A 19822-nucleotide genomic window follows, 5' to 3' on the forward strand; every position below is an offset into this window, starting at 1 on the left:
GCCCGACCGCAACTGCAACAGCACCACGAACCTCGGGTGCTCCTTGCATGGGTTCGAACAGCCCGGTGTTAACGGGTTGACTCCGCATCGGCTTCAGCGAACGCTTCGCGGGCCAGGCGGAAGCTGTCCACCGCCGCGGGCACGCCGCAATAAATGCCGACCTGGAGCAGGATCTCGCGAATCTGTTCACGGCTCAGGCCGTTACGCAAGGCGCCGCGAATGTGCAGCTTGAGCTCGTGGGGCCGGTTGAGCGCGGAAATCATGGCCAAGTTTATCATGCTGCGCTCTTTCAGCGACAAGCCTTCACGGCCCCAGACGTGGCCCCAGCAGTACTCGGTGACCAACTCCTGCAGTGGCTGGGTGAACGCGTCGGCGTTCTGGATTGAGCGATTGACGTATTCCTCGCCCAGTACCTGGGTGCGGATCTGCAGGCCTTTCTCGTACTTTTCAGTGCTCATGGGCAGTGCTCCGGAAAAATAGGGGCATCGGTGTGGGCTTCTTCGCGGGCTTGCCGGCTCCCACAGGGAGCGCATAGATACTGAAACCTGTGCAGGACCTGTGGCAGCGGGCGAGCCCGCGAAGAAGCCAATGAGGTGTCTCAGCCCAATGGCGGCAGCGCGCCCAGCTTGCCCTTGTGGTAGACCATCGGTGTCACCGGCTCGGCCGGCAGCACCAGGTTCTTCACCGCGCCGACGATGATCGCGTGGTCGCCGCCATCGTATTCGCGCCACAGTTCGCATTCGATGATCGCCGTGGCCTTGGTCAGCAGCGGATTGCCCAGCTCGCTCAGGTGCCACTCGATGCCTTTGGCCTTGTCCTTGCCCTTGCCGGCGAACGCGTAGGCCTCGGCGGTCTGCTCGGCAGACAGCAGATGAATGGCGAACTGCTTGCTGTCACGCAGGATCGGGTAGGTGTCGGAGGCGTAGTTGGGGCAGAACAGCACCAGTGCCGGGTCGATCGACAACGCGCTGAACGCGCTGGCGGTGATGCCGACGATGGCGCCGTCGGCGTCCAGGGTGGTGACCACCGTGACGCCGGACGGGAAGGAGCCCATCACGTCTTTGTAGATGCCGGGTTCGATCATGGACGCAGTTCTCCTAGCGCATGACAAAGGGATCGGGCATGGGCGCGGTGGACAGGTTGATCCACACCGTCTTCAGCTCGGTATAGGCCAGCACCGAATCGATGCCGCTCTCACGGCCGTAGCCGCTGTTCTTGAAGCCGCCGATCGGTGCCATGGCCGAGACGGCGCGGTAGGTATTGACCCAGATGATTCCCGAACGCACGTCGCGGGCCAGGCGATGCGCACGGCCCAGGTCGCGGGTCCAGATACCGGCGGCCAGGCCGAACTGCGAGTCGTTGGCGATGGCCAGGGCTTCTTCTTCGGTCTTGAAGCGGATCACCGCAGCAACCGGGCCGAATACTTCTTCCTGCATGATGGTCATCGAGTTGCTGTCGCACTCGAACAGGGTCGGCTCGTAGAACCAGCCGTCACCTTCGACCTCGGCACGTTTGCCGCCCATGTGCAGCCTGGCACCTTCGGCCTTGGCCGCCGCCACCAGGCCTTCGACCACGGCCAGTTGTTGCGCGGTAGCCATCGGGCCCATTTCGCTGGCATCGTCCTGCGGGTTGCCGATACGAATGCGCTTGGCGCGGGCGATCAGGCGGGCGACGAACTCGTCGAAGATCTCGTCCTGCACCAGCAGGCGCGAGCCGGCCACGCAGCTTTGCCCGGAGGCGGCATAGATACCGGCCACGGCACCGTTGATGGCGCTGTCCAGGTCGGCGTCGGCGAAGATGATGTTCGGCGACTTGCCGCCCAGCTCCAGCGACAGCTTGGCGAAGTTCTCGGCACTGCTGCGCACCACGTGGCGGGCGGTGGCGGCGCCGCCGGTGAAGGCGATCTTGCGCACCAGCGGGTGGCGGGTCAGCGCCGCGCCGGTGCTCGGGCCGTAGCCGGTGACCACGTTGACCACGCCCGGCGGGAAGCCGGCTTCGAGGGCCAGGCGGGCCAGCTCGAGGATGGTCGCCGAAGCGTGCTCGGACGGCTTGAGCACGATGGTATTGCCGGCGGCCAGGGCCGGCGCCAGCTTGATCGCGGTGAGGTACAGCGGGCTGTTCCACGGGATGATCCCGGCCACCACGCCGATCGGCTCGTGCACGGTGTAGGCGAACAGGTCGGGCTTGTCCAGCGGCAGGGTGCCGCCTTCAAGCTTGTCGGCCAGGCCTGCGGTGTAGTGGAAGAACTCCGGCAGGTAGCCGACCTGGCCGCGGGTTTCGCGGATCAGCTTGCCGTTGTCACGGCTTTCCAGCTGGGCCAGGTGCTCCTTGTTCTCGGCAATCAGGTCGCCCAGGCGGCGCAGCAGCTTGCCGCGCGCGGTGGCGCTGATGCTGCGCCATTGCTGGCTGTCGAAGGCCCGCTGGGCGGCCTGCACGGCCAGCTCCACATCGGCTTCGTCGGCGTCGGGCAACTGCGCCCAGGCCTGGGCGGTGGCCGGGTTGAGGCTGTCGAAGGTCTTGCCGCTCTGGGCATCGCGCCATTGGCCGTCGATGCACATCTGGAAACGAACGAGGGTCATGCAACAATCCCCTTGGCGGATTCGGTGAGGGTGCGCGCTTGTGCGAGGAAGTCCAGCAGCATCTTGTTGACTTCGCGCGGTGCTTCCACCGGCATCATATGCCGTTGCTCGGCGAGGACCACACAGTGCGCCCCCGGAATGCTGGCAGCGAGCTGGCGGGCCATGGCCGGGGTGGAGCCCGAGTCGAGTTCGCCGGTGGCGATCAGCGTCGGCACCTGGATGCTGCCCAGGTCGGCGGCGCGGTACATGTCCTGGGTGGCGAACAGCGAATACGTGGTGTGGTAGCCCTGCGGGTCGTTGCTGGCCAGGACCTGGCGGATGGCGGCGACCTGCGCCGGGTTGGCAGCCTTGTATTCACGGCTGAACCAGCGGTCGAGCGCGGCGTCGACATTGGCGTCGGGGCCTTGCTCGGCCGCCTGGGCGGCGCGGGCGATAACCCCGGCACTCTGTTCGGGGGTGCGGTTGAACACGCTGTTGAGTATCACCAGCGCGGCCAGGCGCTGCGGGTGATGCAGGGCGAACGCGCGGGCGACCAGGCCACCCATGGAGAAGCCGATCACGGTGGCCTGGGTGATCTGCAGGTGGTCGAGCAGCTCGGCAAGCTGGGCGGCATAACCTTCCAGGCCGATGTCGGCGGCCGGCAGGGCGCTTTGGCCGTGGCCGAGCATGTCGTAGGCGATGACGCGGTAGTCGTTGGCCAGGCCAACGAACTGACCGCCCCACATTTCCTTGTTCAGGCCCACGCCATGGATCAGTACCACGGGTTGGCCCTGGCCAACGGACAGGTAGCTGGTGCCGGCGGGGGTGCGTTCAGCAACAGGCTGAATCATGGAGGGCGCTCCTTCAGGGGCGGGCGCGGCGGGCAGGTACGTCACGCCCCGTCCTGGTTGTTGTTATTGAGCGTTGGCTTTTTCGGCAGCCAGTTCTTCCAGGTCGATGTAGCGGTTGCCGATACGCGGGTGCAGGCGGCCACCGTCGGAAGCGCCCAGGACCACGACGATTTCATCGGCGCGCGGGGCGTCCTCGATCTGCATTTCCAGGGTGATGTAATGCGAACGCAGGCCTTCGTCGTCCTTCTGCATCATCGGGATCTGGATCGACGTGCCCGGGCCGCCGCGCTTGTTGGTGAAGCTCAGGTAGCTCTTGGCCTGCACCGCTTCGCGGTAGTGGTTGCCGAAGCGCAGGGTGTGGATCACCGCCGAAGCGTGTTCGATTTCGCCATCGGCGCCGACCACGGCCGCTTTGCCATAGGCTTCGATCTTGTCGGCGCCACCGATGGCGGCAGTCAGGCGCTCGACCATCAGGGCCCCCAGGTCCGAGCAGTTGGCACGGATTTCCGGCTTCAGATCCTCAACGAAACCGCGACCGGCCCAGGGGTTCTTGATCACCACGGCCAGGCCGACCATGGTCACCGGCTTGTCAGTGGCCTTGCCGCCTTCGATGCGGGTCTCTTCGGAGTAGGTGACGATCTTGCGGATTTCGAAACTCATGGATGGCTCCTGGTGAGGGTTATCAGCTCTTGTTGTCTGATGGTATACCATAATATTTGTTGTGCAAGAGGGGGCGCGAAATTTCTCTGGCGAGGGGATGAGCGGGCGAGGGGATGCCATGGGGCTTGCGGTGTCGCCGAGATCGAGCGCCGGCCTCCCCACAAGACCCTCGCCGTACACACCAAAAAAAACCCGCTCCCGCAGGCCACGCAGACCCACGCAAGCGGGCGCATCCCGCAATAATTCAGGCAAAGGGAATTCAGGCGAACGCCGGCACCACTTCCTTGATGAACAGCTCGAGCGACTTCTTCTTCTCGGCATGCGGCAGGCTGTTGTCGCACCAGAAACTGAACTCGTCGACGCCAAGCGCCTGGTAGTACCTGATGCGCGCGATGATCTCTTCCGGGGTGCCGATCATGGTGTTCTTGCGGATGTTCTCCAGCTCGAACGCCGGCACTTCGGCAAACTTCGACTCCGGGCTTGGCTCAAGGAACCCGTTGACCGGGGTGGTCTTGTTGCCGAACCAGGCATCGAAGGTGCGATAGAAGCGCGAGATGGCCTGGGCGCCGACCTTCCAGCCATCCGGCTCGGCCGGGCTGTGCACATGGGTGTGGCGCAGCACCATCAGTTGTGGGCGCGGCACGCCCGGGTTGTTGTCGAGGGCGGCCTGGAACTTGTTCTTCAGGTCCAGCACTTCCTCGTCGCCCTTCATCAACGGCGTCACCATCACGTTGCAGCCGTTGGCCACCGCAAAGTTGTGCGAGTCCGGGTCGCGGGCGGCGATCCACATCGGCGGGACGGCGTTGTAAGGCTTCGGCACGCTGGTGGAGGTGGGGAACTTGTACACTTCGCCGTCATGGGCGTAGTCGCCTTCCCACAGCTTGCGCACCGCCGGCACCATTTCGCGCAGGGCCTTGCCGCCGTCGGTGGCCGGCATGCCACCGGCCATGCGGTCGAATTCGAACTGGTAGGCGCCTCGGGCCAGGCCCACTTCCATCCGACCCTTGCTGATCACGTCGAGCAGGGCGCATTCGCCGGCGACCCGGATCGGGTTCCAGAACGGCGCGATGATGGTGCCGGCGCCCAGGCGGATCTTTTCGGTGCGTGCGGCCAGGTAGGCCAGCAATGGCATCGGGCTTGGCGAAATGGTGTATTCCATGGCGTGGTGTTCACCAATCCATACGGTGCTGAAACCGCCGTCTTCGGCCATCAGGGTCAGTTCGGTCAGGTCTTCGAACAGCTGGCGGTGGCTGACCTGTTCATCCCAACGTTCCATGTGCACGAACAACGAAAATTTCATGGGGCTTTCCTCAACGCTTGTTGTTTTCGCCCGTCGGTGGGGCGGGCTTCAGTGTGGGGCGGGCTTGCGTCTGGCTGCAGGGCTCAGGCAAAGGCAGGCAGGCTGGCCATCTTGCCGCGGCAGTACACCATCGGCCGTGGCGCCTCTGCCGGGACGATCAGGTTGTGCACCTTGCCGACCATGATGGCGTGGTCGCCACCTTCATATTCACGCCACAGTTCGCACTCGATGACCGCAGTGGCGCCGGCCAGGATCGGGTTGCCCAGTTCACTCAGGGTCCATTCGAGGCCGCTGGCCTTGTCCTTGCCTTTCTTGGCGAACGCATAGGCTTCGGCTTGCTGTTCACCGGAGAGCAGGTGGATGGCGAAGCGCTTCTGGCGGATCAGCACAGGGTAGGAGTCGGAGCTGTAGTTGGGGCAGAACAGCACCAGTGGTGGGTCCATCGACAGCGAGGAGAAGGCGCTGGCAGTCAGGCCGACGACCGAGCCGTCGTCGTCCAGGGTGGTGATGACGGTGACGCCGGACGGGAAGGAGCCCAGGACGTGCTTGTAGACAGTTGCATCGATCATCGGGTGTACCTCTGAGGGGCAGCGGTGGTCCGCGGTTTTTATGATTGATGTGTCTGATGGTATACCGTAATACCTATTTTGCAAGCGGAATTTTCACCCGCCCGGTTAGCGCGATGAACGGCCAAGGCCGCGAAAAACGTGGCTTGCGGCGGCAAATCGGGCTGTTGCCAGGGTTCGCAAAACGGATCAGTGGGCCGTTTTTCCTGCGGATCAGTGTTGTCAAAAGTTTGGAATACCATAATATGGTCCGCAGCTGAGAGGCCGCCTTGATGCGGTTTCCTTACAAAGATAAAAACGACCTTTCGAGCTGAAATCCTATGTCCCAACCGTCGTCGCAACACCCGTTTGTCGAGAACCACACGGTCGATTACGTGCCACCTGCCGAGCGCCACGGGAAGGCGCGCGACCTGTTCACCCTCTGGTTCAGTACCAACATCGCGCCACTGCCCATCGTCACCGGCGCCATGGTGGTCCAGGTGTTCCACCTGAACCTGCTGTGGGGGCTGGTCGCCATCGTGCTGGGCCATCTTGCCGGTGGCGTGGTGATCGCCCTGGCCTCTGCGCAGGGACCGCAGCTGGGCATTCCGCAGATGGTGCAGAGCCGTGGCCAGTTCGGGCGCTACGGCGCGCTGCTGATCGTGTTCTTCACCGCGCTGATCTATGTCGGTTTCTTCATTTCCAACATCGTCCTGGCGGGCAAGACCATCCATGGTATTGCCCCGGGCGTGCCGATGCCGGGCGCGATCGTGATCGGCGCGCTGAGCGCCACTGCCATCGGCGTGATCGGCTACCGTTTCATCCACGTTCTCAACCGCATCGGTACCTGGGTGATGGGCTCGGCGCTGCTGGCCGGCTTCATCATGATGTTCGCCCAGGCGCTGCCGGCCGATTTCTTCAGCCGTGGCGCATTCAACCTGTCGGGCTTCATCGCCACGGTGTCGCTGGGCACCATCTGGCAGATCAGCTTCTCGCCATACACCTCCGACTACTCGCGCTACCTGCCGCGCGAGGTGGGGATTGCCAGACCGTTCTGGGCAACTTACTTCGGCGCCACCCTGGGCACCATCCTGTGCTTCAGCTTCGGTGCCGTGGCGGTGCTGTGCGTGCCCGAAGGCACCGACGCGATGGATGCGGTCAAGCAGGCCACCGGTTGGCTGGGCCCGATCCTGATGGTGCTGTTCCTGCTCAACATCATCAGCCACAACGCCCTCAACCTGTATGGCGCGGTGCTGTCGATCGTTACCGCGATCCAGACCTTCGCCGCGGCGTGGACACCGAGCATCAAGGTGCGGGTAATGCTGGCTTCGGTGATCCTGGTGGGCTGCGGCCTGGTGGCGCTGAATGCTTCGGCAGGCTTCATCGGCCAGTTCATCGGCCTGATCCTGGCCTTGTTGCTGGTGCTGGTACCCTGGGCGTCGATCAACCTGATCGACTTCTACCTGATCAAGAAAGGCCAGTACGACATCGCCTCGATCTTCCGTGCCGACGGCGGTATCTATGGCCGCTTCAATCACCACGCAATCATTGCCTATGCCTGCGGCATCCTGGTGCAATTGCCGTTTGCCAATACGTCGCTGTACGTGGGGCCGTACTCGAACATCGTCGAAGGGGCGGACCTGTCCTGGCTGTTCGGCTTGCTGGTGACGGTACCGCTGTACTACTGCCTGGCCACTCGCGGCAGCGCAGGCGAGAAGGCAGGGCGGGTCGTGAGTGTCAACGACTGACAGCACCCTGCTGGGGCCGCGCTGCGGCCCTTCGCGGGCGTGCCCGCGAAGGGGCCGGTCGAGGAGTGTCGTGTTCAGCGACCTTCATGCTGCCGGCGATACGCCCCCGGCTGTATCCCCACCGCCTTGGCGAACGCCCGGGTAAACGCCGCAACCGACTGATACCCCACCTGTGCGCCCACCTGTTCCACGGTGTGCCCGGCCTGCAGCAACTGGCTGGCATGACGCATGCGCAACGCCAGCAGCACCTGCCCCGGGGACTGCCCGGCCAGTTCATTGAAACGCTTGAAAAATGCCGAACGTGACAGCCCGGTGCAGGCTGCCATGCTTTCCAGGGTCCAGGCCTGCCCCGGGTGCTCGATCAATTGCGCCAGCAGCTCGGCATAAGCCGGCTGGCGGGCGAGGGCGACCAGCCCGCCCAGTGGCTGCCCGGCATGTACCTGTTGGCGTAGCACATAGAGGAACAGCAGGTGCGTCAAGCGCTCCAGCAACGTTTGCGACGGGCCGGCGGCGCGCCGGCATTCCTCCAGGATCAACTCGAACAACGCCCGCGCCGCATGCCCGGCCGGTTCGTTGGCGCGCAGCAATATCCAGTCGGCCAGGCCCTCGACGATCAGCGCTGACAAACCCGGCTTGAAGTGGAAGAAGCCACACACCAGCCCTACGCCATCGACCGCTTCGGCATCCAGCGGCTGCATGGCCTGGCGTGGCTGGGCACAGGCACCGGCCAGGTCCGGTTCGCTGGCCAGGCGATAGCCAAGGTCGCGCAGCAGGAACACTGCATCGCCGGCCGCCAGGCGTATGGCATCGGGCTGGCCGTCGATGTGCAGCCAGCAATGCCCCTGTACCACCAGGTGGAAGCTGGCGCGGCCCATGCCCTGGGTGCTGGCGTGCCAGCCGCCGCAGTAGCGGCCGACGTGAAACAGGCTGGCATCGAGTTCCAGGCCCTCTAATAACCAATCGACAAGGTGGCTGGACGAAATCATCTAATGCAAAGACTCAAGAGCAAGGAAAGGCGACTGATGAATATGGAGGGTAATTCTTATAACCAACAGACTGTAGTGACCCCTATCAAAGGAGACTACTGCATGTCGTCGCGCATTACTTTACACACCCTGCAGAGCGCCCCGGAAGCGGCCCGCCCGTTCCTCGAGAACGCGCAGAAGAATTCCGGCTTCATCCCCAACCTGCTGGGTGTGCTGGCCAACGCCCCGGCGGCACTGGAAACCTACGTGACCGTTTCGGCACTCAACGGCAAGGCCGAGCTGAGCCTGGCCGAGCGCGAAGTGGTGCAGCTGATTGCCGCCACCCAGCACGGCTGTGACTTCTGCGTGGCCGGCCATACGGCGGTGGCGCTGAACAAGGCCAAGCTGCCGGCGGAGGTGGTCGATGCCCTGCGTGCCCGTGGCGAACTGCCGGACGCGCGTTACGAAACCCTGGCCGCTTTTGCCCGCGAAGTGATCGCCACCCGTGGCAACGTCAGCGAGGCGACCTATCAGGCCTTCCGCGCGGCCGGTTTCAGCGAAGGTAACGCGCTGGAAGTGATTCTGGGGGTGAGCCTCGCAACCCTGTGCAACTTTGCTAATGTGTTCGCCCAGACGCCGCTCAACGACGAGCTGAGCAAGTACCGCTGGCAGCCAACCGCGTAACTGTGCGCCTGGCGCTGGTGGCGCCTGCGATATCAAAAGGAGTAGGGACATGCTTGATGCTGCATTTCGTCAATGGCTGGATGCCAATGCCGAGGCAATCGACCAGGGGCAGTGCGACCCGCAACTGGTGCTGGCGCACATCGCCGAATCGCAGCTGCTGCGCATTGGCGTCGACCCCGCATTGGGCGGCAACGGTGGCGCGGTCACCGATGCGGTCGAGGCCATCGCCGCCATCGCCAGCCGCTCACTGGCCGCAGCCTTTGTCTGCTGGGGCCAGCGGGCGTTCATCGAATACCTGCTGCAAAGCCCCAACCAGGCCCTGCGTGAGCGCCTGCTGCCCAGCCTGCTGACCGGCGAGCTGGCGGGGGCCACCGGCTTGTCCAACGCCATGAAGTTCCTCTCCGGGATCGAGGCGCTGCAAGTGCGTGGCCGCCCCGGGGCGGCGGGCTGGACACTGGAAGGCCGGCTGCACTGGGTGACCAACCTGCGCAAGAGCGGGTTCGTGGTGGCAGCAGCCATCGAGGACGATGCTGGCGGTTCGCCCTTCGTGCTGGCCATCCCCTCTGCCAGCCAGGGGCTGGAGCGTTCCGACGACCTGGAGCTGATGGGCCTGCAATCGAGCAATACCGCAGCGCTGGCGTTCCACCAGGTAGAGCTCGGCCGTGACTGGCTGCTGCACGACAACGCCCGCGAGTTCCTGCCCAAGGTGCGCCCGGCGTTTCTTGCCTTGCAGTGCGGCATGGCCATCGGCCTGGCGCGGCGTTCGCTGCACGAGGTGCACGATCACCTCCATGGGCGGCTGTCGTTCCTCGAAGAGCATCGCCAGGTCCTCGACGAGCGCCTGGAAAACACCGTGGCCGAGCTCAAGCAGGGCTTGCTCGAAGGGCGCTTCCAGAGCCAGCCGGCGGCGCTGTTCAAGTTGCGCATCATCCTCGCTGAGTGTGCTGCCGATGCCGTGCAGCTGGAGCTGCAGGCCAGCGGCGGCAAGGCGTACCTCGATGAGTTCGGTGCCGGTTTCGCCCGCCGCTGGCGCGAGTCGGCGTTCGTGCCCATCGTTACCCCAAGCCTGGTGCAGCTGCGTGCCGAACTGCATCGCCAGGCTGCCGGCGCATGAGCCAGGCATTGCTCGAAGCCCGCGAGATCAGCCTGGGCTACCCGCGCGACGGCGGCTGGCAGCAAGTGCTGGCGCGCTTCGACCTGCAACTGGCGCCGGGGGAGGTGGTGAGCATCCTCGGCCCCAGTGGGGTGGGCAAGTCCAGCCTGCTGCGGGTGCTGGCCGGCCTGCAGCAGCCGCATGGCGGCAGCGTGGCCCTGCACGGTGAGCCGCTGCAAGGCCCCCACCCGCGCCTGGCGGTGGCCTTCCAGGACCCGAGCCTGCTGCCCTGGCTGAGCCTGGAAAAGAACGTCGCCTTTGGCCTGGATTTCGCCCGCCAGACCAAGCTTGCCGCAGCCGAGCGCCATGCCCGCATCGACCATGCGATCGCCGCGGTGGGCCTGGCCCATGCGCGCAACCAGTACCCGGCGCAGTTGTCCGGCGGCATGGCCCAGCGCACCGCACTGGCACGCTGCCTGGCGCGCCAGCCTGAGGTGCTGCTGCTTGACGAGCCGTTCGGTGCGCTCGACGAAGTGACCCGTGCCGACATGCAGCAATTGCTGCTGCAGCTGATTGCTACCCATAACACCGCAGCCGTACTGATTACCCACGATATCGACGAAGCCTTGTTGTTGTCCGACCGGGTGCTGCTGCTGGGCGATCACCCGGCGCACATCCTCGGCCAATGGCACATCGACCTGCCCCAACCGCGCGCGCAGCGGGTCGAGGAACTGGGCGCACTGCGAATCGAGATCCTCAAGACCCTTCGGCGGGCCAGCCGCACCGCTGTACCTTCCTCTACCTCGTTGCCTTCGGAGCCTGCACATGTGCATGGATGACTGCTGTTCCTCCACCTCGCGTCGTGATTTTCTCAAGCTCAGCGCCATGCTGACGGCTGCCGGGGCCGTGCCGCTGCTGTCCAGCCTGCAGGCCCGGGCTGCCGCCGAGCCCGACGCGCCGGTGCGCATCGGCTACCTGCCGATCACCGACGCCACGCCGTTGCTGGTGGCGCACAACAACGGCCTGTTCGAGGCCGAAGGCATCAAGGCCGAGCGCCCGGTGCTGCTGCGCAGCTGGGCGCAGGTGATCGAGGCGTTCATTTCTGGCCAGGTCAACGTCATTCACCTGCTGTCGCCGATGACCGTGTGGGCACGTTATGGCAGCAAGGTGCCGGCCAAGGTGGTGGCCTGGAACCATGTGGGGGGCTCGGGCCTGACCGTAGCGCCGGACATCACCGAGATGAAGCAGTTGGGCGGCAAGACCGTGGCCATCCCGTTCTGGTACTCGATCCACAACGTGGTGCTGCAGCAGATGCTCGGCGACAACGGCCTGACGCCGGTATCGAAGCCCGCCAACAGCCAACTGGCGGCCAACGAGGTCAACCTGCTGGTGCTGCCGCCCTCGGACATGCCGCCGGCCCTGGCCAGCAAGCGCATCGCCGGCTATATCGTCGCCGAACCGTTCAATGCCCTGGCCGAGAACCTCAAGGTCGGCCGTGTGCAGCGCTTCACCGGCGACGTCTGGCGCAACCACGCCTGCTGCGTGGTGTTCATGCATGAGCATGACCTGAACAACCGCCCGGAGTGGTCGCAGAAGGTGGTCAATGCCATCGTCAAGGCCCAGCAATGGACCCGCGACCACCGCGCCGAAGCCGCGGCGCTGTTGTCCAAGGCCGGCCCGAACAAGTACACGCCGCATGAACCGGCGGTGCTGACCAAGGTGCTGGCCCCGGCTGCCGAAGACCGCGCCGGCTACATTGCCAGTGGGGCGATTCAGCATCAGCAGTGGGATGAAAAGCGCATCGACTTCCAGCCCTACCCATACCCCAGCTATACCGAAGAGCTGGTCAAGCGCCTCAAGCACACCTTGATCGAGGGCGAGCACAGTTTCCTTGCCGGCCTGGACCCGGCGCAAACCGCCCGCGACCTGGTTGACGATCGCTTCGTGCGCAACGCCATCGCCGCCGTCGGTGGCCCCTCGGTGTTCGGCATTGCCGAGAACTACCAGCGTAGCGAGGAGTTCGCGGTCTGATGCGCAAGCATGTCGTACATGCCGGCCTCGGCCTGGCCGGCCTGCTGGGGTTGCTGTTGTTGTGGTGGGCGGGCGTGCAGCTGTTCGGCGAGGCCGATGGCCTGTCGGCACGCTTCTCGCCCCAGGCGACCCTGGCCAGCCTGGTCGAGCTGCTGGGGCAGGGCGAGGTCTACGGGCATGTCTGGGTCAGCCTCAAGCGCATCCTGGTCGGCTTGTTGCTGGCGTTGCTGATCGGTGTGCCGCTGGGCTTGCTGGTGGGCAGCTATCGACACCTGGAGGCCGCAACCACGCCGGCGTTCCAGTTCTTGCGCATGATCTCGCCGTTGTCGTGGATGCCGGTGGTGGTGATGCTGATGGGGGTGGGTGACCAGCCGATCTACTTCCTGCTGGCGTTTGCCGCGTTGTGGCCGATCCTGCTGAATACCGCCGCCGGGGTCCGGCAGCTGGACCCGCGCTGGTTGCAGTTGAGCCGCAGTCTGAGCGCCACGCGCTGGGAAACCTTGTGCAAGGTGATCGTGCCGGGGGTGATCGGCCATGTGCTCACCGGTGTACGCCTGGCCATCGGCATTCTGTGGATCGTGCTGGTGCCGTGCGAAATGCTCGGGGTGAGCGCCGGGCTGGGCTACTTCATTCTCGATACCCGCGACCGCCTGGCGTATTCCGAGCTGATGGCGATGGTGTTGCTGATCGGCGTGCTGGGGTTCGTGCTGGATGCCCTGGCGCGTGGGTTGCATCGGCGCTGGGTACATGGCTGAAGGGCCAACGGGGCTTCTCCGCGAGCAGACCCGCGAGAAGCCCGTGGGTCAGTGCACGCTATTGCGCTGGCGTACACACGCCTGGGCCTGAGCGGTCAACTCATCCAGCCGCTCATCGCGCTGCTGTTCCGCTTCGAGCATGGCATCCTCACCCTGCTGGTTGAGCAGGTAGGTATGGATCTGCATCACTTCGGCCGTCTGGTAGATCGGCGCGATATCCAGGCGCCCGATCAGCGCACCGCTGGCGCGCCCGGTGCTGCTCATCAGCACTTGCGGGCCATTGGCGGCCACCACCTGCATGCCCATGGCCTCGAACCACGGCACCTGGCTGGCAAAGGCATTCAGCTCGACGCAGGCATGGCGCGCCTGCAGGTCGGCCAACAGGGCGCGGGCAATGCCCTGGCGGCGATGGCTGGAGCGCACGGCTAGAAACGCCAGCGCACACACCTGCTCGTCGTCCTCGGCAGGTAACGACAGGGCAAAGCCCAGCAGTTGGTCCGGTGCTTCGGCGTCCAGCGCAAGGGTCAGCGCCACGGCCAGGCCGCGGGTGCCGTCCAGCGCCTGCAGGTACTGGTGCACCTCCATGCCAACGCCGTATTGATACAGCGGATACAGCGGGTTGTCGGCGCTGATGGCAACGCTGCTCAGTTGGCCGACATGGTGGATCACCAGTTCGCGGATCTGGTTCTGGAAGGCTTCAGGCGGCACGCTGTCGAGGCGGCTCAGGATGAACATCGGGGGGTGGGCTCCGGCGGTTGGGTAGACGGCCCGCGCCGTGTCGGCGCGGGCCCTTAGTCTAACCGGTTTTGCCCGTCAGCCTTGTAGCTGCAAGGCACCAAGCATCAGATCGAGGTTCTGCACTGCTGCGCCAGCGGCGCCTTTGCCGAGGTTGTCGAACACGGCGGTCAACAATACCTGGCCATGTTCAGGGTTGGCGAACAGTGCCAGGCGCAGGTCATTGCTGTCGTTCAACGCCTCCGGGTCCAGGTTCGGCGCCGCGCCGTGCTGATGCAGGGGCAGGACCTGGACGTGGCGGGCACCCTGGTAGTGCTGCTCCAGGCAAGCCTGCAACTGCGCAGCGCTGACCTGGCCGGGCAGCAGGCGCAACTGTAGCGGGATGCTCAGCACGATGCCCTGGCGGTAGGCCGCGTAACCGGGCAGGAACATCGGCCGTGCCGACAGCCCGGCGTGCTGCTGAATTTCCGGCACGTGCTTGTGCGCCAGCTCCAGGCCATACAGTTGCAAGGTCGGGGCTTTGTCGGCACCGGGCTGCTCATGGCGTTCGACAGCCGCGCGGCCACCACCGGAATAGCCGGAGATGGCGTGGATGTTCAGCGGGTAATCCGCTGGCAGCAGGCCAGCCTTGACCAGTGGCCGCAGCAGGGCGATGGCGCCGGTGGGGTAGCAGCCGGGGTTGCTGACGCGTTTGCTGTGGGCGATGCGTTCGGCTTGCTGCTCGTCGAGCTCCGGCAGGCCATAGACCCAGCCAGGTGCCGTGCGGTGCGCCGAGCTTGCGTCGATCACCCGCACCTGCGGGTTGTCGATCGTCGCCACCGCCTCGCGCGCGGCATCGTCGGGCAGGCACAGCAGGGCGATGTCGGCGCTGTTGATCGCCTCGCGGCGACGTTGCGGGTCTTTGCGTTCGGCGTCCGGCAGGGTCAACAGGCTCAGGTCGCGGCGGCCTTGCAGGCGCGCATGGATCTGCAGGCCGGTGGTGCCTTGGTCACCGTCGATGAAGACAACAGGAGTGTGCATGGTCAGCGTCCGGTCGGGAGGGGATGGCCTATGCTCGCTTGTGGTGTAGATAAAGGAAATTTGAATATCATGACGGCAATATTCAGTTTTTCTGAACGTGACGGCTCTTGATATGCGTGAAATCAGCCTCGACCGCCTGCGCACGCTGGTGGTGATCGTCGACTTGGGCTCGTTTGCCGAGGCCGCCCGCCAGCTCAACCTGGCGCCGCCTACCATCAGCCTGCACGTGGCCGAGCTGGAGGCGCGCATCGGCGCGCCATTGCTCACCCGCGCCCGCGCTCAGGTACGCCCGACCGCCATCGGCGAAACCCTGCTGGCCCGCGCGCGACGCCTGCTGGCCGATGCCGACCAGGCGCTGGATGAAGTGCGCCGGCAGGTCGAGGGGTTGACCGGCAGGGTGCGCCTGGGTGCTTCGACCGGTGCCATTGCCCACCTGCTGCCGCAGGCGCTGGAGCATTTGCGTGCCGCGCACCCGGGGATCGATGTGCAAGTACAGGTGCTGACGTCCCAGGCATCGCTGGCCCGCTTGCGCGAGGGCACCCTGGATATCGGCCTGGTCGCCTTGCCGCAGGTGGCTGGCAAAGGGCTAGAGGTCACCCCTTGGCGGCGCGACCCGATCCTCGCCTATGTGCCGGCCGACTGGCAGCCGCCGGCCAAGGTCACGCCGGCCTGGCTGGCGCAGCGGGCGTTGATCCTCAACGACAGCAGTACCCAGCTGTCGCGGGTAACCGGCGAGTGGTTCGCGGCGGCAGGGTTTTACCCCGAAGCACGGATCGAGCTGAACTATAACGATGCCATCAAGAGCCTGGTCGGGGCCGGATACGGGGCGACCTTGCTGCCGCAGGAGGGGGAGGTGGCCGAACTGGATCGGCGCATCGTCCGCCGACCGCTGCGCCCGGGGCTGTGGCGGCAATTGGGCATCGCCTGCCGTGACGGGCAGGTGGAGCGAGCCACCGGGCATGTGCTGCAGGCATTGCAGCGGTTGCGGCAGTAAGGGGGCTGCACAGCAGCCCCAGGCTTCACCCGCGTTCTCGCGCGCGTACCGCGGTGACCGTCTCGCCACCCACCCCCCAGTTATCGGTCGGCACTTCCTCGATTACCACGAAAGTACTGGCCGGCGGCTTGCCCAGCACCTGCTGCAGCATGCGCGTGGTCTGTTCGATCAACTGGCGCTTGTGTTCGGCGCTCACCCCTTCATCGGTCACGCGAATATGGACATACGGCATGTTGTTCGCGCCTCCGTTCAGTGCCAGGTGCCAGCGGTGCTACCGCCGTCCACCGGCAGGATGACACCGCTGACGAAGCCTGAATCCGCCAGGTACAGCACGGCGTCCACGACATCCTGCGGCGAGCCGGTGCGGCCACTGGGTGACAGCGCGCCCATCCCCTGCAGGTTGCCGCCATGCAACGGCGTGTCGATGATCCCGGGCGCCACGGCATTGACCTGCACGCCGCTGGCTGCCAGTTCCAGCGCCAGGCCTTTTACCGCCTGGTTCAGGCCGCCCTTGACCAGCACCGGCAGCAGGGCCGGCACGCGGGTGTCCGGTTGCAGGGCGATGGAGGCGGTAATGGCGATGATCTGGCCATGCCCCTGGCGGGTCATGAGCCGCGCCGCTTCCTGGGCCGGGTAGAAGAACCCCTTGAGGTTGGTGCCGACCAGCGCGTCGACATCCGCTGCGCTGTACTCCGTGGCCGGTTTGGCAATGAAGATGCCAGCGTTGTTGATCAGCAGGTCGACACCGCCGAAGGCCTGCTCGGCGCGGGCGAACAGGCGTTGTGCGGTGTCTGGCTCGGCGATGTCGCCGGCTACGCCGATGAAGCGCGAAGGGTGGCCGAGGCGGGCAGCAGCCTGTTCCAGGCGGGCCTGGCTGCGAGCGTTGCCGATCACGTTGTCGCCGCGTTCGAGGAAGGCCTCGGCGAGGGCGAAGCCCAGGCCGCTGGAGGCCCCGGTGATGATGACAGTGCGTGCGGTATGCATGTGGCGGATCTCCAGTGAAGTGAGCCATGGGCTCGGTGTGGAGCCACTCTAGGTTGATACTGCTACTTGAAAAATGAGGCACAAGGCATTTCAATCGATACACCATGTAATCAATCGAGCCGCCATGAGCCGCCATTTCGATGACCTTCAACTGGGCAGCCTGGAGCTGTTCTGCCTGGCTGCCGACCGGGGCAGCTTCAGCGCGGCGGCCACCGAGGCTGGCGTCACGCCGGCGGCGGTCAGCCGCAGCGTGGCACGCCTGGAGGAACGCCTGGGTGTGCGCCTGTTTGTCCGCACCACCCGGCAGATGCGCCTGTCTGCTGCGGGCCAGGCCTATTACCAGCACTGTCGGCAGGCGCTGGGGCAACTGGTCGAGGCCGAGCGTCAGGCCACCGGCGGGCAGGCTGAGCCGAGCGGCCGCTTGCGCATCAGCGCGCCCACGCCTTATGCCCATCACCGCTTGCTGCCGCTGCTGCCGCGGTTCCACCTGCGCTACCCACGCGTGCAGGTGGACGTGCATGTCAGTAACCGCAACGTCGACTTTGCCGAGGAACCGTTCGACCTGGCCATTCGTGGCCGTGAGCCGGCCGATTCACGCCTGGTGGCGCGCCGCCTGGAGGATGCCGAGCTGGTGGTGGTGGGCACGCCGGGCTACCTCGCCCGTGCCGGCACGCCGCAGACGCCGCAGGACCTGCTGCAGCACGACTGCATCCAGTTCGAGATGCCCAGCAGCGGCCGTCGCCCGCCCTGGACCTTTCGCCAGGCTGGGGGCCTGGTGGAAATCGACACCCAGGGCGCGTTCACCTGCCTCGGTGACTTCCTCGCCACCACCACGCTGGTGCGCCATGGCGGCGGGTTGATGCAGGCATACCGGTTTACCGTGCAGGATGCCCTGGCCAGTGGCGCGCTGGTGGAGGTGCTGAGCGAGTATGGCGGGACCTCCCGGCCCTTCCTGTTGCTCTACCCTCAGGCCCGCTACATGCCGTTGCGGGTGCGGGTGTTCATCGACTTCCTGTTCGCCGAAGCAGGCTCGCCGGCAGGCTGAAACGCTGCGGCGCTGGCGAGGGCGATCTATGCTTTTCGCTGCGTCGGGTTGAATGAAACCCGACGGACCTATGGTTTCTCAGGAGAAAGCTCCATGAACCCCACGAAATGCATCCCTCTGCTGGTGATTGCCTCCGTCCTCAGTTTTGCCGCTCACGCAGACCCAGCGAGCAACTGCGCGGCCAAGATCAAGGAGCTTGAAGACATCAACAAGTCCGAAGGTCAGGCACTGCACGGTGGCATGGCGCATGACTATCACGAGTTGATGAAACAGGCCAAGGAGGGGCAGGCTGCAGGCGACATGACCAAGTGCCAGGCCTCGGCTGACCGCGCCAAGACCATCTACAACAAGGCGCGCAACAAGTAGCGATTGCCGATGGCAGCCTCTTCGCCGGTAACCCCGCGTCCACAGGATTGCCGCCCGATACAGGGCCGCTGCAATAGGTGTGGCAGCGGGACTACCTGCGAAGAGGCCGGCGCAGGATGGCGCCTGCTCAGAACCAGCGGTCGTTCTTCTTGCGCCCGCGGGTCAGCGCCGGCAGGATCAGGCCCGCCAGCAGGCCCGCGCCGGCAATGCTGCCGCCATACACCATGTAGCGCATCATCACCTGCTTGTTCTCGTCACCCAGGCGGGCCTTGGTATCGCGCAGGTCCGACTGGCTCTGGTCGAGCTGTTCGTTCAGCGCCTGGTTGCGCGCCTGCAGTTCGTCGATGAGCTTTTTCCGCGAATCGAGCGTTTCCTGCATGCCCTGTACGCGATTCTTCCAGCTGTCGTCGATGGTTTTCAGTTGCCCGGTCAGCTCCGCGACCTGGGCGTCGAGCTGCGGCAGGCGCTCGCCCTGGCCTGGTACCGCTTGCAGGTCGCTGCTGAGAATCCACACCACGTCGCCATTCTGCCCGCGCACCTGGCTGTAGTTGCCCTGGGTGCCGATCAGGGTCAGTTTCTGCCCGGACTTGAGGGTGCCGACGATGCGGTGGCCGTCGGTCGGACCGCTGCGCACGTAGGTGCTCAGGCTGTCGCTGACCCAGCGTGCATCGCTGGCGGGCTCTTCGGCGTGCACCGGTGCGGCAAGGGCCACCAGGGTGGCGATCAGGCCGCTGCGCAGGGCAGTGAGGGCGGAAGCAGTTGGGCGGAAATCGGGCATGTTGGTCTTCGCTGAAACAGGACAAAAGTAGGCCCGGTAACCTGGGCCGATGAACCGGTCGGTGAGTTGACCGCCAGCGAAAGACCGCTTTTTTGTCAGCAGGTTCACCACCTGATATCGGAAATGTCTGCAGAGTATTGCAGAGACCGCCAGCGTGCCGGTATGGCACCGCGATTGGCAAGACGGGCTAGACTCAATCGTTCACCTCTTTCATGGAGCAATACCATGACTGCCAAGAACACCCTTTGCCTCTGGTATGACAACGATGCCGAGGTGGCGGCGAACTTCTACGCCAGCATCTTTCCCGATACCCGGGTGACTGCGGTGCACAGGGCGCCTGGCGATTACCCATCGGGCAAGCAGGGCGATGTGATCACGGTCGAATTCACCGTCATGGGCCTACCCTGCGTGGGGCTTAATGGCGGCAAGGCCTTCACCCATTGCGAGGCGTTTTCGTTCCAGGTCAGTACCGAGGACCAGGCCGAGACCGACCGTTACTGGCATGCCATCGTCGATAATGGCGGCGAGGCCAGCGCCTGCGGCTGGTGCAAGGATCGGTGGGGGATCTCCTGGCAGATCACCCCACGCATCCTGATCGAAGCCATCGGCCACCCGGATCGTGCGGCGGCCAAGCGGGCGTTCGACGCCATGATGCAGATGGGCAAGATCGACGTGGCCCGGATCGAGGCTGCACTGAAGGGTTGAGCCAG

At 65.1% G+C, this 19822-nt stretch carries 23 protein-coding genes; 10 read left to right on the top strand and 13 right to left on the bottom strand.

Translation table 11 applies throughout. The annotated features are described in order from the left end of the window. Positions 1–68 precede the first annotated feature (68 nt). The 7 genes from ACLEJP_RS01685 to ACLEJP_RS01715 all read right to left on the bottom strand — a co-directional run bounded on the left by ACLEJP_RS01685 (position 69) and on the right by ACLEJP_RS01715 (position 5938). Positions 69–458, bottom strand: coding sequence for a carboxymuconolactone decarboxylase family protein (locus ACLEJP_RS01685; protein ID WP_170030291.1), 390 nt, complete (start codon positions 456–458; stop codon positions 69–71). A gap of 140 nt (positions 459–598) precedes the next feature. Beyond that, entirely contained in the window at positions 599–1084 is a 486-nt protein-coding gene (locus ACLEJP_RS01690) for a flavin reductase family protein (protein WP_440803987.1), read from the bottom strand. Positions 1085–1097: 13 nt separating this feature from the next. Beyond that, positions 1098–2579, bottom strand: a complete 1482-nt coding sequence (locus ACLEJP_RS01695) for an aldehyde dehydrogenase (RefSeq protein ID WP_440803990.1) — start codon at positions 2577–2579, stop codon at positions 1098–1100. Then, a complete protein-coding gene (locus ACLEJP_RS01700; RefSeq protein ID WP_440803992.1) occupies positions 2576–3409 on the bottom strand; it encodes an alpha/beta fold hydrolase in 834 nt (277 codons plus the stop codon). Before ACLEJP_RS01700 ends, ACLEJP_RS01695 begins: the two co-directional genes overlap by 4 nt. A 63-nt stretch (positions 3410–3472) precedes the next feature. Next, positions 3473–4069, bottom strand: a complete 597-nt coding sequence (locus ACLEJP_RS01705) for an amino acid synthesis family protein (protein WP_003258678.1) — start codon at positions 4067–4069, stop codon at positions 3473–3475. A 259-nt stretch (positions 4070–4328) separates the two neighbouring features. Then, positions 4329–5369, bottom strand: coding sequence for an LLM class flavin-dependent oxidoreductase (locus tag ACLEJP_RS01710; RefSeq protein ID WP_440803994.1), 1041 nt, complete (start codon positions 5367–5369; stop codon positions 4329–4331). 83 nt (positions 5370–5452) lie between these two features. Then, on the bottom strand, positions 5453–5938 hold the full coding sequence (locus ACLEJP_RS01715; protein WP_440803996.1) for a flavin reductase family protein: 486 nt from the start codon (positions 5936–5938) through the stop codon (positions 5453–5455). Positions 5939–6255: 317 nt separating this feature from the next. On the opposite strand from ACLEJP_RS01715, the gene ACLEJP_RS01720 reads away from it, so the two are divergent. Continuing rightward, positions 6256–7662 (top strand): purine-cytosine permease family protein, encoded by a 1407-nt coding sequence (locus ACLEJP_RS01720; RefSeq protein ID WP_440803998.1) that lies wholly within the window; start codon positions 6256–6258, stop codon positions 7660–7662. Between the two features lie 74 nt (positions 7663–7736). On the opposite strand, the gene ACLEJP_RS01725 is transcribed toward ACLEJP_RS01720, so the two are convergent. Continuing rightward, positions 7737–8648 carry an AraC family transcriptional regulator gene (locus ACLEJP_RS01725; protein ID WP_440804000.1) on the bottom strand — a complete coding sequence of 304 codons (912 nt, stop codon included), beginning with the start codon at positions 8646–8648 and terminating at the stop codon, positions 7737–7739. 102 nt (positions 8649–8750) lie between these two features. Here ACLEJP_RS01725 and ACLEJP_RS01730 point away from each other — a divergent pair, with 102 nt between their 5' ends. From ACLEJP_RS01730 to ACLEJP_RS01750, 5 genes are read left to right on the top strand one after another with little or no spacing between them, the layout of a single operon-like run. After that, positions 8751–9311, top strand: a complete 561-nt coding sequence (locus ACLEJP_RS01730; RefSeq protein ID WP_440804002.1) for a carboxymuconolactone decarboxylase family protein — start codon at positions 8751–8753, stop codon at positions 9309–9311. 49 nt (positions 9312–9360) lie between these two features. Beyond that, the gene (locus ACLEJP_RS01735; protein ID WP_440804004.1) at positions 9361–10425 is read left to right on the top strand and encodes an acyl-CoA dehydrogenase family protein; all 1065 of its coding nucleotides are present in this window, start codon (positions 9361–9363) and stop codon (positions 10423–10425) included. Next, complete coding sequence (locus tag ACLEJP_RS01740; RefSeq protein ID WP_440804006.1) at positions 10422–11243, top strand: ABC transporter ATP-binding protein; 822 nt, start codon at positions 10422–10424, stop codon at positions 11241–11243. Before ACLEJP_RS01735 ends, ACLEJP_RS01740 begins: the two co-directional genes overlap by 4 nt. Further along, entirely contained in the window at positions 11230–12435 is a 1206-nt protein-coding gene (locus tag ACLEJP_RS01745; protein WP_440804009.1) for an ABC transporter substrate-binding protein, read from the top strand. The genes ACLEJP_RS01740 and ACLEJP_RS01745 overlap by 14 nt, the downstream gene beginning before the upstream one ends. Continuing rightward, positions 12435–13190, top strand: a complete 756-nt coding sequence (locus ACLEJP_RS01750) for an ABC transporter permease (protein ID WP_440804011.1) — start codon at positions 12435–12437, stop codon at positions 13188–13190. The genes ACLEJP_RS01745 and ACLEJP_RS01750 overlap by 1 nt, the downstream gene beginning before the upstream one ends. A 48-nt stretch (positions 13191–13238) precedes the next feature. Here the strand turns inward: ACLEJP_RS01750 and ACLEJP_RS01755 are convergent, their stop codons facing one another. Together ACLEJP_RS01755 and argC are read right to left on the bottom strand one after the other, a co-directional pair. After that, positions 13239–13925: a GNAT family N-acetyltransferase gene (locus ACLEJP_RS01755; protein ID WP_440804013.1), complete on the bottom strand. Its 687-nt coding sequence runs from the start codon at positions 13923–13925 to the stop codon at positions 13239–13241. 78 nt (positions 13926–14003) lie between these two features. Further along, on the bottom strand, positions 14004–14945 hold the full coding sequence (gene argC, locus ACLEJP_RS01760) for an N-acetyl-gamma-glutamyl-phosphate reductase (protein WP_296231982.1): 942 nt from the start codon (positions 14943–14945) through the stop codon (positions 14004–14006). A 112-nt stretch (positions 14946–15057) separates the two neighbouring features. Between argC and ACLEJP_RS01765 the strand changes: the two genes are divergently transcribed. Then, positions 15058–15939, top strand: a complete 882-nt coding sequence (locus ACLEJP_RS01765) for a LysR family transcriptional regulator (RefSeq protein WP_440804016.1) — start codon at positions 15058–15060, stop codon at positions 15937–15939. Positions 15940–15964: 25 nt separating this feature from the next. On the opposite strand, the gene ACLEJP_RS01770 is transcribed toward ACLEJP_RS01765, so the two are convergent. Together ACLEJP_RS01770 and ACLEJP_RS01775 are read right to left on the bottom strand one after the other, a co-directional pair. Further along, complete coding sequence (locus tag ACLEJP_RS01770) at positions 15965–16171, bottom strand: tautomerase family protein (protein WP_061551649.1); 207 nt, start codon at positions 16169–16171, stop codon at positions 15965–15967. Between the two features lie 17 nt (positions 16172–16188). After that, positions 16189–16923: an SDR family NAD(P)-dependent oxidoreductase gene (locus ACLEJP_RS01775; RefSeq protein ID WP_440804018.1), complete on the bottom strand. Its 735-nt coding sequence runs from the start codon at positions 16921–16923 to the stop codon at positions 16189–16191. Between the two features lie 124 nt (positions 16924–17047). On the opposite strand from ACLEJP_RS01775, the gene ACLEJP_RS01780 reads away from it, so the two are divergent. Beyond that, positions 17048–17968 carry a LysR substrate-binding domain-containing protein gene (locus tag ACLEJP_RS01780; RefSeq protein WP_440804020.1) on the top strand — a complete coding sequence of 307 codons (921 nt, stop codon included), beginning with the start codon at positions 17048–17050 and terminating at the stop codon, positions 17966–17968. Positions 17969–18061: 93 nt separating this feature from the next. Then, positions 18062–18334 carry a hypothetical protein gene (locus tag ACLEJP_RS01785; RefSeq protein WP_440804023.1) on the top strand — a complete coding sequence of 91 codons (273 nt, stop codon included), beginning with the start codon at positions 18062–18064 and terminating at the stop codon, positions 18332–18334. A gap of 127 nt (positions 18335–18461) precedes the next feature. On the opposite strand, the gene ACLEJP_RS01790 is transcribed toward ACLEJP_RS01785, so the two are convergent. Continuing rightward, entirely contained in the window at positions 18462–19112 is a 651-nt protein-coding gene (locus ACLEJP_RS01790) for a TIGR04211 family SH3 domain-containing protein (protein ID WP_440804025.1), read from the bottom strand. A gap of 225 nt (positions 19113–19337) precedes the next feature. Here ACLEJP_RS01790 and ACLEJP_RS01795 point away from each other — a divergent pair, with 225 nt between their 5' ends. Beyond that, positions 19338–19817, top strand: coding sequence for a VOC family protein (locus ACLEJP_RS01795; RefSeq protein WP_440804027.1), 480 nt, complete (start codon positions 19338–19340; stop codon positions 19815–19817). The last annotated feature ends 5 nt before the right edge of the window (positions 19818–19822 follow it).

The sequence above is a fragment of the Pseudomonas sp. SMV7 genome (genome assembly GCF_052041995.1).
Classification (GTDB): Bacteria; Pseudomonadota; Gammaproteobacteria; order Pseudomonadales; family Pseudomonadaceae; genus Aquipseudomonas.

What these genes read in the sequence shown, in the direction of transcription:
- ACLEJP_RS01710 (WP_440803994.1), bottom strand. Translation starts at nt 5,369, where the DNA reads ATGAAATTTTCGTTGTTCGTGCACATGGAACGTTGGGATGAACAGGTC.
- ACLEJP_RS01795 (WP_440804027.1), top strand. Translation starts at nt 19,338, where the DNA reads ATGACTGCCAAGAACACCCTTTGCCTCTGGTATGACAACGATGCCGAG.
- argC (WP_296231982.1), bottom strand. Translation starts at nt 14,945, where the DNA reads ATGCACACTCCTGTTGTCTTCATCGACGGTGACCAAGGCACCACCGGC.
- ACLEJP_RS01790 (WP_440804025.1), bottom strand. Translation starts at nt 19,112, where the DNA reads ATGCCCGATTTCCGCCCAACTGCTTCCGCCCTCACTGCCCTGCGCAGC.
- ACLEJP_RS01775 (WP_440804018.1), bottom strand. Translation starts at nt 16,923, where the DNA reads ATGCATACCGCACGCACTGTCATCATCACCGGGGCCTCCAGCGGCCTG.
- ACLEJP_RS01785 (WP_440804023.1), top strand. Translation starts at nt 18,062, where the DNA reads ATGAACCCCACGAAATGCATCCCTCTGCTGGTGATTGCCTCCGTCCTC.
- ACLEJP_RS01690 (WP_440803987.1), bottom strand. Translation starts at nt 1,084, where the DNA reads ATGATCGAACCCGGCATCTACAAAGACGTGATGGGCTCCTTCCCGTCC.
- ACLEJP_RS01685 (WP_170030291.1), bottom strand. Translation starts at nt 458, where the DNA reads ATGAGCACTGAAAAGTACGAGAAAGGCCTGCAGATCCGCACCCAGGTA.
- ACLEJP_RS01720 (WP_440803998.1), top strand. Translation starts at nt 6,256, where the DNA reads ATGTCCCAACCGTCGTCGCAACACCCGTTTGTCGAGAACCACACGGTC.
- ACLEJP_RS01725 (WP_440804000.1), bottom strand. Translation starts at nt 8,648, where the DNA reads ATGATTTCGTCCAGCCACCTTGTCGATTGGTTATTAGAGGGCCTGGAA.
- ACLEJP_RS01755 (WP_440804013.1), bottom strand. Translation starts at nt 13,925, where the DNA reads ATGTTCATCCTGAGCCGCCTCGACAGCGTGCCGCCTGAAGCCTTCCAG.
- ACLEJP_RS01730 (WP_440804002.1), top strand. Translation starts at nt 8,751, where the DNA reads ATGTCGTCGCGCATTACTTTACACACCCTGCAGAGCGCCCCGGAAGCG.
- ACLEJP_RS01745 (WP_440804009.1), top strand. Translation starts at nt 11,230, where the DNA reads ATGTGCATGGATGACTGCTGTTCCTCCACCTCGCGTCGTGATTTTCTC.
- ACLEJP_RS01695 (WP_440803990.1), bottom strand. Translation starts at nt 2,579, where the DNA reads ATGACCCTCGTTCGTTTCCAGATGTGCATCGACGGCCAATGGCGCGAT.
- ACLEJP_RS01715 (WP_440803996.1), bottom strand. Translation starts at nt 5,938, where the DNA reads ATGATCGATGCAACTGTCTACAAGCACGTCCTGGGCTCCTTCCCGTCC.
- ACLEJP_RS01770 (WP_061551649.1), bottom strand. Translation starts at nt 16,171, where the DNA reads ATGCCGTATGTCCATATTCGCGTGACCGATGAAGGGGTGAGCGCCGAA.
- ACLEJP_RS01700 (WP_440803992.1), bottom strand. Translation starts at nt 3,409, where the DNA reads ATGATTCAGCCTGTTGCTGAACGCACCCCCGCCGGCACCAGCTACCTG.
- ACLEJP_RS01735 (WP_440804004.1), top strand. Translation starts at nt 9,361, where the DNA reads ATGCTTGATGCTGCATTTCGTCAATGGCTGGATGCCAATGCCGAGGCA.
- ACLEJP_RS01750 (WP_440804011.1), top strand. Translation starts at nt 12,435, where the DNA reads ATGCGCAAGCATGTCGTACATGCCGGCCTCGGCCTGGCCGGCCTGCTG.
- ACLEJP_RS01740 (WP_440804006.1), top strand. Translation starts at nt 10,422, where the DNA reads ATGAGCCAGGCATTGCTCGAAGCCCGCGAGATCAGCCTGGGCTACCCG.
- ACLEJP_RS01765 (WP_440804016.1), top strand. Translation starts at nt 15,058, where the DNA reads ATGCGTGAAATCAGCCTCGACCGCCTGCGCACGCTGGTGGTGATCGTC.
- ACLEJP_RS01705 (WP_003258678.1), bottom strand. Translation starts at nt 4,069, where the DNA reads ATGAGTTTCGAAATCCGCAAGATCGTCACCTACTCCGAAGAGACCCGC.
- ACLEJP_RS01780 (WP_440804020.1), top strand. Translation starts at nt 17,048, where the DNA reads ATGAGCCGCCATTTCGATGACCTTCAACTGGGCAGCCTGGAGCTGTTC.